The sequence below is a fragment of the Eubacterium ramulus ATCC 29099 genome (assembly GCF_000469345.1).
Taxonomy (GTDB): domain Bacteria; phylum Bacillota; class Clostridia; order Lachnospirales; family Lachnospiraceae; genus Eubacterium_I; species Eubacterium_I ramulus.
In genome coordinates this window covers 1-10167 of record NZ_KI271155.1, presented here as the reverse complement: position 1 = coordinate 10167, position 10167 = coordinate 1, and the positions used below count along the sequence as shown (strand labels likewise).

The following is a 10167-nucleotide window of genomic DNA, read 5'->3' as shown; positions in this document are numbered from 1 at the left end:
AGAAGCGATTGAAGCAAGAACGCAGGCAATCAACGGTTATCTGACAAAGGAATTGCAGGACTTGAATGTGGATACCATTAGAACCGATATACCGACCAGTTCCACGGTTACAGATGTGATTGTATGGCATATCGAGCAGTCGGGAACGGACACTTTTTCTGCTACCTACGAAGTAGATCAGCAGATAAAAGAGGGAGAACAGACAAGTAATGTCACGGCAACCTATACCGTAAAAGTCCATGTGGACGCTGACGGGGATATGGTAATCGTTCAGAACCCTACCCTTGCACCAGCAATCGAGAAATCAGACTATGAGCCAAAGACACCAGAAGCAGACGCAAGCGTGGACGCTGATACCGTAAATGACGCTACCTCATTTTTGGAAACATTCTTTAAGCTCTACCCGACAGCTACAGAAAAAGAACTTGCTTACTATGTATCGGGAAATGTGCTTGAACCTATCGGCAGGGACTACTTTTATTCTGAATTGGTAAACCCTATCTTTATAAAGGACGGCGACAATGTAAAAGTCAAGGTTGCCGTGAAGTTCCTTGATAATCAGACAAAAGCGACGCAAGTATCGCAGTATGAGCTTGTATTACATAAGGATAGCAACTGGAAGATTGTAGGTTAATAAAATATGGAAAGTTTGCTTGACATTCTTTGCTCGCAGGAGTATCATAAGATTAGAAAAGGAAAGTAAACTTTCCATTCGTTCAAGAAAGGGGTATGTTGTGAAAAATCGTTTAGAAGAATTACGAAAACAAAGAGGTATTAAACAAGAAGATTTAGCGACTGCTCTTGAAGTATCTCGTCAAACAATAGGCTCTTTAGAAAATGGACGCTACAATCCCTCTATTATGTTAGCCTTTAAAATTGCAAGGTACTTTCAAATGAGCATTGAAGAAATTTTTATTTATGAGGAGGAAAGTAAATGAAGCATAAGATACAAAAAGTAGAATTATTTGTCGGTGTAATAGTTCTTTTAGGTGGTTTACTAACTTATGGTTTAGGAGTACATCAACTATTACCTGTACCTCGTCCAGATTTGGTTGTCTATGGTACAACACTTATTGGAATAATATTGATTTTAATGGGGTGTGATATATTCAGTAAGCCGACAAAAGAAATGCAAATATTAGAAAATGATGAAAGAAATATCGCAATTACTAATGCTTCTCTTGCGAATGCTTATAAAGTAACACTTACATTATTGGTTCTTGTATTATTTGCTCTTATCTTTATGGGATATATGAGTAAAGTTGTATTTTTTTCGATAGTAGGAGTTATTGCTATCGGACAAATCACATGGGTTATAACAGCTCGTTATTTAGATAAGAAAATGTAGTCTTTTGAAAGGTGGAATTAACAATGAAGAAAAAATTACCATTTATCATTGAAATTATTATAGGCATAATCTTTATATGTTTTGGATATTTCGTTATTGATACTGACTACTACTCTACACTTTTTTATGCAATAGGGCTTGGTTTAGCTTTTGCTTCTGGTGTTCAATTATTGAAAATTTGTTATTATGAAATGCCAAAAAATAAAGAAAAATTGGAAAATATAAATAGAGAAAATCACATCAATAATGTTGATGAAAGAAAAGTATTTTTAAGAATGAAAGCTGGTTCTTTAGTGTATCAGATAATGACCTTCGTGTACTTGTTTGTTGCGTTTGTATTTGCGTTACTTCATATTGAAGCTTGGATTATAGGAGTTATCTTTGGGTTATTCCTACTGCAAACATTTTTAGGGATTGTTCTGTATAAACATTTTGAAAAACATTTTTAAAACATTCGCTAAATTATGATGAGGTAATACTATGATAGGACTTAAAAAACGAGATATTAAAAAAGCCTTGAAAGCAGGAGCAAAAGCTGGCGGTGTATCATTGGCTGATGTTCGGGCGGATATTGAAGCAACGATTGATGAAGCTATGAACAGCACCGACCCAGAAGTGCAGGCAAATTTCAAAAAGTATTTTGGAAATAAACGCCCTACACCAGAGGAATACATTTATACCATTACGAAAAAGACAAAGGTAAAATTATAATAAAAGGGTCGTGGAAATGCTTCACAGAATTGTGATCTGCATTATCACGGCTCTTTTACTCTCTGTTTACTTTCAAAACTGTAAGTGTAATTGAATACTGCCCTTGCTATAATTTAATTGTATTCCAAAACAAATAAATGTGGCAGGAAGAAAGGAGCGATTTTTAATGGAACACATTTTAAATTTAGAGCAAGTAAAAAAATACTACGGGGGTAACTCTGGAAATATCACAAAGGCAGTAGACGGTATTTCTATGTATGTAGATAAGGGCGAATTTGTCGCAATCATGGGAGCTAGTGGTTCTGGAAAGACTACCCTATTAAACTGTATCTCTACGATTGATACTGTAACCAGCGGACACATTACAGTCAATAATCAAGATATTACCAAAATCAAGGATAAAGATTTTGCTGATTTCAGACGTGAAAATCTAGGGTTCATTTTTCAAGATTTCAACCTTTTAGATACTTTAACGATTGGAGAAAACATTTCTTTATCATTGGTTATCAACAAACAGAACCCTACTGATATTGAGAAAAGAGTTCATGCTATCGCCGATAAATTGGGTATTCGTGATATTTTATCGAAATTTCCTTATGAAGTTTCTGGCGGACAAAAACAGCGTTGTGCTTGTGCTAGAGCCTTAATCAATGAACCGAAACTGATTTTAGCTGATGAACCGACGGGAGCTTTGGACTCAAAAGCTTCCAGATTATTACTGGAAACAATGTCTGAAATCAACAAGAAAATGCAGGCTACTATTTTAATGGTAACACATGACCCGTTTAGTGCGTCTTTCTGTGAACGTATTTTGTTCTTGAAAGACGGTAAAATATTCAATGAAATTTTCAGAGGGGAAAAAAGCAGAAAAGATTTCTTCAATGAAATACTGGATATATTAACCTTGCTCGGAGGTGAAGTGGGAAATGTTAGGTAAGTTAGCGTATAGAAATACAAAAAGAAATATTAAAGATTATTTGATTTATCTGATAACCGTTACTGCATCCTTTTCTCTTATATTTGCTTTTAATTTGGTGGCAAGTTCTGATGAAATTGTAAAGTTATGTTCCAGTATGGATGCATTTAAGAATTCATTGTTCGCTGTAAATATCCTTATTATTTTTGTGATATGCTTTTTGATCAACTATACAACGAAATTTATGTTTGAAAAAAGAAGTAAAGAATTAGGAACATATATGCTTCTTGGTATTAAGAAAAAAGAAATTGCCCACTTAGTTATAATTGAAAATATACTGTTGGGAATTTTAGCATTTGTATTAGCTATTCCTATTGGCTTTTTATTCAGCCAGTTTGTGTCGTTAGTAATTGTAAACTTACTGGGTATTCCAAAAACTCTCTTTATTTCTTTGAATTTTGTTTCTATTGGACTATTGATAATTTATTTTTTAACTATTTATGTTTTGGTTTTACTTAATCTATTAAGAAGAATAAGTAAAATGACGATACGTGATTTTCTTTACTTTGATAAACAAAATGAAAAGAAAATGTTCCGTGACAGTAAAAAAAGAAATGTCATTTTTGTTTTAAGTATTATTCTTGGTGCGATTTCTCTTTTTCTCTGGAATTCACGTTGTACTATGGATAATTTTAATAAGCAAGAAACACTTACCTATTTGATGGTAAGCGTAATCATGTTGATTATCAGCATTTATGGTATATCTACAACTTGTGCAGATATGTTCTTGACTGTTTTGTTAAAGAATAAAAAAATGAAATATCAAAATGATAATCTGTTTGTAGCAAGAACATTTGCTTCTAAAGCAAGAACAATGAGCTTCACATTTGGTACATTGTCTATGTTGATTTTAATTTCACTGCTGGCTCTGAATTATTCTAGTATCAACAAAGCTTCGTATGATATCAGCGTGAATTTAAATGCACCATATGATGTACAACTCTTTGATGATAAGCAGGTATTTGATGAATATATTCGAGTAATTGAAGAAGAATATACGATTGATAATACCATTGAGTACGACATTTATAAAGAGCCGAATCATCAGGTACAAAATTTTTTCCAATCAGAATATTATGATTTTGACCCAGTCTTGAAGTTAAGTGATTATAATAGATTACTAGAATTAAGAAAGATGCCGTTGCTTTCTTTAAATGATAACGAATACTATATAGTTACAAATAGCAAGTTTGCATATGAGGTTGAAGATAACAAAGATATTGAAACCATAACAGTAGCAAATAAAAATTTGAAATTAAAAGGATATGACACTAAGTCTTATTGGAACTCTATAACTAATACTGGCAGATTTGTTGTTGTACTTCCAGATAAATATGTTCAAGGACTTGAAGTATCAGAAAATCATTTGATTATAGATACAAAAGAAGATACAGACGCAGAATTAGAAAATAAGATAAAAGAAGATATGCAACATCAATTAGTAAAGGTTGATGAAAATGGAGAAATAAATGACGAATCGTATAGAGTAAACGTAAGAGGTGCAGAAATAGAACAACAAAAAGCAATGGTTGCAATAGTAGTCAGTCTGTTTATGTATATTGCATTTATCTTGATTTCCGCAGTAGGGACAATTTTGGCAGTTCAATCATTGAGCGACTCTACTAAATACAAATATCGCTACCTGACCTTGCGAAGATTAGGAATAAATGACAAGTCGCTATTTAAGACAATCAGAAAACAATTATTGATATTATTTTGTGTCCCTGCAATATCAGCAATATTATGTTCTTTCGTGATGATGTCGTCATTGAATAATGTGTATCAACAAATTTTGGGAGATAAACACCTTTATCTAATGTACTTTGGCTTGAATTTAATTATCTTCTTCCTAATTTATAGTATTTACTGGATAGCAACGTATATCGGTTTCAAACGAAATATCAATGAGGCGAGTTAGATTTTTCTAGCTCTCCTGCTGTGGAATTATTATAATGGTAAATCAAGGGGGTGTTGAAATGAGAATAGCAATTATCGAAGATGATGAAATCACTCGTTTGGAGCTTTCTAAATTATTGAACACACAAGGATATGAAACAGTTTTATTGACTGACTTTGGAAACCTGACAGATGAATTAAAGCAATATTCCATAGAACTGGTTCTGCTTGATATTAACCTGCCGTATGAGAATGGCTATGAAGTATGCAGGAAAATAAAACAAGTCATGCCAGTACCGATTATCTTTGTAACAAGCAGAGATACAAATGCTGACGAATTGAAAAGTATTCAAGTGGGTGGGATTGATTTTATCACAAAGCCATATGATACGCTTATTCTTCTTGAGAAGATCAAGCGTGCATTGCAGTTGTCAAACCCAAACAATTTCCGTGAGCTTGTCAAAAAAGATTGTACCCTTGATTTACACTTATCCATTTTGAAATATCAAGAGCAAAGCATTGAACTGACAAGAAATGAATTTCGTATTTTGTACTACTTCTTTATGAACGAAGATAAAGTTATTAGCAAAGAAGAACTATTGGAAAAGCTGTGGAACGACAAATATTATTTAGACGAAAATGTATTACTGGTTAATATGACTCGTCTAAAAAAGAAAATGAAAGAAATCGGTATTGTTCATTTATTGGAAAATATACGAGGAAAGGGTTGGAAACTGTGAGTTTTTTTACATTCTTAGAAGAAAAAATAACAGAGATATTGTTTCAGCTTTTCTTTCTTGCCTTAGTAGCATTTCTCTTGATTTTCTACGGTGTAGATATGCTATTTGTTGTATTGCTGGTAATTCTGTTCATCAGCATACAAGGGCTTTTTCAATGGTGTTTGTATCGGAAGAAACGTAACGCTTCACAACATATTATTGATTTAGTAGATGGACTGGAAGAAACCTATTATATTGCAGACGTTTTACCAAAGCCAAAAGAATTTCAAAATGAAGCCTATTACTACGCACTAAAAAAAGCCTGCAAATCTATGAATGATGAAATCGGCAAAATCACAGAAGAAAAGCAGGACTATCAAGAATATGTGGAAAGTTTCGCCCATGAAATAAAAATACCGATAGGAGCATTGTCTTTGACGTTTGACAATACAAAAAATTACACATTAAAAAAAGAAACAGACAAAATATTTCAGTTAGTGGAACAAATGCTCTACTATGCAAGAAGCGAAAATACGGAAAAAGACTATTTTGTAAAACAGTTGCAGTTAGACGAAGTGATACATAATGTCATTCTGAAATTCCGTCATTCGCTTATGGAAAGAAAAGCAATTATCAATATCCATGACATAGAAAATGTCATTTATACTGATGAAAAATGGCTGACATTCATTCTATCTCAAATCGTGCAAAATGCGATTAAGTATTTTGATAAGCAAGAAAATAAGCTGACGATATACAGTCAAGACAATGGTACAAATATATTGCTTGTGATTGAAGATAATGGTTGTGGAATAAAAGCGTCTGATTTATCCCGTGTATTTGAAAAAGGTTTTACGGGTTCAAATAGAAACAAGGCAAATGCAACGGGTATGGGACTGTATCTATCGAAAAAATTATGCGATAGGTTGGGCTTGAAATTGGATATTGCTTCTACGGAAAAAGAATATACAAGACTGACCATTACATTTCCAAAAGGAACAGTTCATAATTTTTCAGAGTAATTTGAAAACCATGCCAACATTGATACGGTGCTTTAAGTGGGCTTGCATTATGGAAAGCTTTAAGTACAATTCTTTGCAATCAAATTCCACCTAATAGAACACTATTTTTTACAGTAATAGACGATTGAATTTAGGAGTGATACCATGATAGGGCTAAAAAACGTGATATAAAAAAAGCATTGAAAGCTGGTGCAAAAGCTGGCAGTGTATCATTTGCTGATGTTCGGGCTGATATTGAAGCAACGATTGACGAAGCTATGAACAGTACAGACCCAGAGGTGCAGGCAAATTTCAAAAAGTATTTTGGAAATAAACGTCCTACGCCAGAAGAATATATTTATAAGATTACCCAAAAGACAAAGGTTTAAATGTTTATCCCGCTTCCTGCGAAGCGGATTTGCAGTATAAACTATGTGATAGAACATTAAGTTTAAAAAATTACCCCACGTAACGTATTGCTTGTAACGCTACGTAATGACATAAAATGAAAACAGAAAGGAGGAAAAGGCTATGTCAAAATATACGACAGGAGAAATAGCAAAGCTTTGTGGAGTATCTGTTAGAACAGTGCAGTATTATGATGAACGTGGTATCTTAATACCTAGTGAACTTTCTGAAGGTGGCAGACGACTTTATTCAGAAGATGATTATAAAAAACTGAAAATCATTTGCTTTCTTCGTGATGCAGGTATTTCAATTAAAAGCATAGGAGAATTGTTATCTGAAAGTAATCCTAGCAGTGTTATTTCTGTTTTGCTTGAAAAGCAAGAGCAACTTCTTCAAAATGAAGTAAAAGAAAGACAAGAGCAACTTGCTATGCTAGAGGGCATAAAGAAAGCACTGAAAGGAATAGAAAATTTCTCTGTTGAATCAATCGGAGATATAGCTTATGCAATGGAAAACAAAAAGAAAATGAAGCAGTTACACGCAGTTCTGTTGATAACAGGTATTCCCCTAAATATAATTCAGTGGGTTAGTATTATTTTATGGATTACTACTGGAATACAGTGGTTATTTTGGGGATATATCTTGGTAGCGATTCCATATGCAATTTTTATAATACGATTTTTATCAAAAAGGATAGTATATATCTGTCCACAGTGTCATGAGATATTTAAACCTCATCTGAAAGAGTTTATTTTTTCAAATCATTCCATGACGCTCAGAAAACTGACGTGTACCAGTTGTGGATATCATGGTTTTTGTGTTGAAACCTATCGAGAGGAGGAAAAAAATAATGAATAATGTTACTGAATTTTTACCGTTTTTAGTACCGTTAGTAATCTCAGAATTAGCCCTGCTGGCGTATACACTTTATCATATTCTAACTCATAAGAGCTATAAAAGAGGTAATCGTACTTTATGGCTTATTGTTGTGATTGTTGGTATGCAATTTATTGGACCTATCCTTTATTTCTTGCTTGGGAAGGAGGATTCTTAACGTGGATATGCTTCGTATCACAAACTTAAAGAAACATTTTGGGGATAAAGAAGTTTTGACAGGGTTAAATTTATCTGTACCCGAACATAGTGTTTTTGGTTTTGTAGGGGAAAATGGTGCTGGCAAGACAACAACAATGAAAATAATCTTAGGGCTTCTAAAGTCGGACAGGGGTGAAGTATTTGTATCTGGTGAAAGGGTAAAATACGGACAAACTGCAACTAATCGTTATATTGGGTATCTTCCTGATGTTCCAGAGTTTTACTCCTTTATGACAGCAAGAGAATATCTTAGATTATGTGGAGAAAGTTTGGAAATGGGAAAAAACGACATTGAAAAAAGAAGTGATGAACTTTTAACTCTTGTTGGTCTTTCCAAAGAAAATCATCGTATTAGAGGGTTTTCAAGGGGAATGAAGCAACGACTTGGGATTGCACAAGCACTTCTTGGACGCCCCAAAATTTTGATTTGTGATGAACCGACTTCTGCACTCGACCCGATTGGAAGAAAGGAGATACTTGATATTCTACTTTCTTCCAAAAAACAGACAACGGTATTGTTTTCAACACATATTTTATCTGATGTTGAACGAATCTGCACAGATGTTGCTTTTTTAAATAATGGAAAAATAGCTATGCAAGGAGCAGTTGCCGATTTAAAAAATGTGTGTTCTTCACACGAATTTATTGTGGAAACAATAAAAGCAGACGACGCTGAATATCTTTCTAGTGTATTCACAGACGCTCAATTAACCGCAAAAGATACTCTTTTATTCTTGGGCGAACAATTTAAAATGTTTGAAGTGCTTGAATTTATTACAGAACATAAAATATTAATTTCTAAAATCGAGCGTGTTGAACCCTCACTAGAATCTCTATTTATGGAGGTGGTGTCAAAGTGAAATCGTTTATTGCTTTTTTAAAAAAAGAAGTTTTTGAATGTATCAGAAGTGGAGAACTTACATTTTTCTGTATTCTGTTTTTGATTTTTGGCATTATGAATCCAGCAATTGCAAAACTTACGCCGTGGATGTTAGAAACGCTTTCTGATTCTTTGGCAGAACAGGGAATGATGGTTACAGAAGTTACAGTGAATGCTCTTACGTCGTGGACACAGTTTTTCAAAAACATTCCTATTGCGTTAATTGTATTTGTGTTTCTGTATAGCGGAATATTTACAAAGGAATATGAAACAAATACTCTTATACTTATTTTAACTAAAGGACTATCTCGCTATAAAGTAGTATTTGCAAAATTTTTTGTGATGTTTACAATGTGGACGATTGGGTATTTGTTATGCTTTGCTGTAACTTATGGATATAACGCCTTTTTTTGGGATAACAGTATTGCTGTTGGACTACTGCCTGCTATGGTATATTGGTGGTTGTTTGGGGTATGGATAATAGGTCTTATTGTTTTATTTTCCGTTCTTGTTAAAAGTTATACGGGAGTGCTTTTAGGGACTGGTGGCAGTGTTCTAGGTGTGTATCTTATTAGCTTTTTTCCTAAAGCTTGGAAATACACTCCGACTACTCTAATGGAAAGTGCTTCTTTGCTGATTGGTACTAAATCTATTGAAGATTATGGAATTGCAGTCCTTATAACTATTTTATTGGTCGTTATTTGTTTGATTGTAAGTATTACTGTAATGAATAGAAAACAGTTATAATGTTTAGACTTTCAAGTTATATTATTATATTACTTTTTGATGATTATTTATTTTAATTGGCATAGGTGGAAAAAATATGTGATTTGATTTTTATAACAGTTTCCTTTCAAAACTACACTAACATTATTAAGGTGCTTTAAGGGGGATTGTATTATGGAACATTTTAAGCGAAATTCTATACAATCATACACTACCTAACAGCTTTTTATTAAAAACTGAATATTTTATAGCTTTAATAGCTCGTATAAAACTATATGTTTTGTGCGGGCTTTTTTCATGCCTAAAAAAATTTTTAAATTTTTTCGGTTTCAACTTAGCAAATCACACCTGCCGTTCCCTATATGGTGCGGAAAGAGGGTAAGCGTCCAATAAGAGGGTGTATCGAA

Annotated in this window: 14 protein-coding genes; all 14 read left to right on the top strand. The window is 33.4% G+C overall.

The features are described from left to right. Positions 1 to 634: conjugal transfer protein (locus tag HMPREF0373_RS11260; RefSeq protein ID WP_021739839.1), on the top strand; the 634-nt coding region annotated here is incomplete at its 5' end. 100 nt (positions 635 to 734) lie between these two features. Further along, positions 735 to 938: a helix-turn-helix transcriptional regulator gene (locus tag HMPREF0373_RS11255; RefSeq protein ID WP_039930565.1), complete on the top strand. Its 204-nt coding sequence runs from the start codon at positions 735 to 737 to the stop codon at positions 936 to 938. Beyond that, positions 935 to 1348: a hypothetical protein gene (locus HMPREF0373_RS11250; RefSeq protein ID WP_008393100.1), complete on the top strand. Its 414-nt coding sequence runs from the start codon at positions 935 to 937 to the stop codon at positions 1346 to 1348. The genes HMPREF0373_RS11255 and HMPREF0373_RS11250 overlap by 4 nt, the downstream gene beginning before the upstream one ends. A 23-nt stretch (positions 1349 to 1371) precedes the next feature. Beyond that, the gene (locus tag HMPREF0373_RS11245; protein ID WP_008393101.1) at positions 1372 to 1797 is read left to right on the top strand and encodes a hypothetical protein; all 426 of its coding nucleotides are present in this window, start codon (positions 1372 to 1374) and stop codon (positions 1795 to 1797) included. Between the two features lie 31 nt (positions 1798 to 1828). Beyond that, positions 1829 to 2059, top strand: coding sequence for a hypothetical protein (locus HMPREF0373_RS11240; protein WP_021739838.1), 231 nt, complete (start codon positions 1829 to 1831; stop codon positions 2057 to 2059). 166 nt (positions 2060 to 2225) lie between these two features. Next, entirely contained in the window at positions 2226 to 2996 is a 771-nt protein-coding gene (locus HMPREF0373_RS11235; protein ID WP_003061398.1) for an ABC transporter ATP-binding protein, read from the top strand. Beyond that, positions 2986 to 4953: an ABC transporter permease gene (locus tag HMPREF0373_RS11230; RefSeq protein WP_021739837.1), complete on the top strand. Its 1968-nt coding sequence runs from the start codon at positions 2986 to 2988 to the stop codon at positions 4951 to 4953. The genes HMPREF0373_RS11235 and HMPREF0373_RS11230 overlap by 11 nt, the downstream gene beginning before the upstream one ends. 58 nt (positions 4954 to 5011) lie before the next feature. After that, positions 5012 to 5671 (top strand): response regulator transcription factor, encoded by a 660-nt coding sequence (locus HMPREF0373_RS11225; protein WP_044964120.1) that lies wholly within the window; start codon positions 5012 to 5014, stop codon positions 5669 to 5671. Further along, a complete protein-coding gene (locus HMPREF0373_RS11220) occupies positions 5668 to 6672 on the top strand; it encodes a HAMP domain-containing histidine kinase (RefSeq protein WP_021739835.1) in 1005 nt (334 codons plus the stop codon). Before HMPREF0373_RS11225 ends, HMPREF0373_RS11220 begins: the two co-directional genes overlap by 4 nt. Before the next feature lie 179 nt (positions 6673 to 6851). After that, a complete protein-coding gene (locus tag HMPREF0373_RS11215; protein ID WP_021739834.1) occupies positions 6852 to 7040 on the top strand; it encodes a hypothetical protein in 189 nt (62 codons plus the stop codon). A gap of 142 nt (positions 7041 to 7182) precedes the next feature. Beyond that, complete coding sequence (locus HMPREF0373_RS11210; RefSeq protein ID WP_008393107.1) at positions 7183 to 7917, top strand: MerR family transcriptional regulator; 735 nt, start codon at positions 7183 to 7185, stop codon at positions 7915 to 7917. Then, positions 7910 to 8113 carry a PLDc N-terminal domain-containing protein gene (locus HMPREF0373_RS11205; protein WP_008393108.1) on the top strand — a complete coding sequence of 68 codons (204 nt, stop codon included), beginning with the start codon at positions 7910 to 7912 and terminating at the stop codon, positions 8111 to 8113. Before HMPREF0373_RS11210 ends, HMPREF0373_RS11205 begins: the two co-directional genes overlap by 8 nt. 1 nt (position 8114) lies before the next feature. Next, positions 8115 to 9014 (top strand): ABC transporter ATP-binding protein, encoded by a 900-nt coding sequence (locus tag HMPREF0373_RS11200; RefSeq protein ID WP_044929915.1) that lies wholly within the window; start codon positions 8115 to 8117, stop codon positions 9012 to 9014. Beyond that, positions 9011 to 9781 carry an ABC transporter permease subunit gene (locus tag HMPREF0373_RS11195; RefSeq protein WP_021739833.1) on the top strand — a complete coding sequence of 257 codons (771 nt, stop codon included), beginning with the start codon at positions 9011 to 9013 and terminating at the stop codon, positions 9779 to 9781. The genes HMPREF0373_RS11200 and HMPREF0373_RS11195 overlap by 4 nt, the downstream gene beginning before the upstream one ends. The last annotated feature ends 386 nt before the right edge of the window (positions 9782 to 10167 follow it).

Coding starts and splice junctions, on each gene's coding strand:
- HMPREF0373_RS11250 (WP_008393100.1), top strand. CDS start 935: ATGAAGCATAAGATACAAAAAGTAGAATTATTTGTCGGTGTAATAGTT.
- HMPREF0373_RS11245 (WP_008393101.1), top strand. CDS start 1,372: ATGAAGAAAAAATTACCATTTATCATTGAAATTATTATAGGCATAATC.
- HMPREF0373_RS11240 (WP_021739838.1), top strand. CDS start 1,829: ATGATAGGACTTAAAAAACGAGATATTAAAAAAGCCTTGAAAGCAGGA.
- HMPREF0373_RS11235 (WP_003061398.1), top strand. CDS start 2,226: ATGGAACACATTTTAAATTTAGAGCAAGTAAAAAAATACTACGGGGGT.
- HMPREF0373_RS11230 (WP_021739837.1), top strand. CDS start 2,986: ATGTTAGGTAAGTTAGCGTATAGAAATACAAAAAGAAATATTAAAGAT.
- HMPREF0373_RS11225 (WP_044964120.1), top strand. CDS start 5,012: ATGAGAATAGCAATTATCGAAGATGATGAAATCACTCGTTTGGAGCTT.
- HMPREF0373_RS11210 (WP_008393107.1), top strand. CDS start 7,183: ATGTCAAAATATACGACAGGAGAAATAGCAAAGCTTTGTGGAGTATCT.
- HMPREF0373_RS11205 (WP_008393108.1), top strand. CDS start 7,910: ATGAATAATGTTACTGAATTTTTACCGTTTTTAGTACCGTTAGTAATC.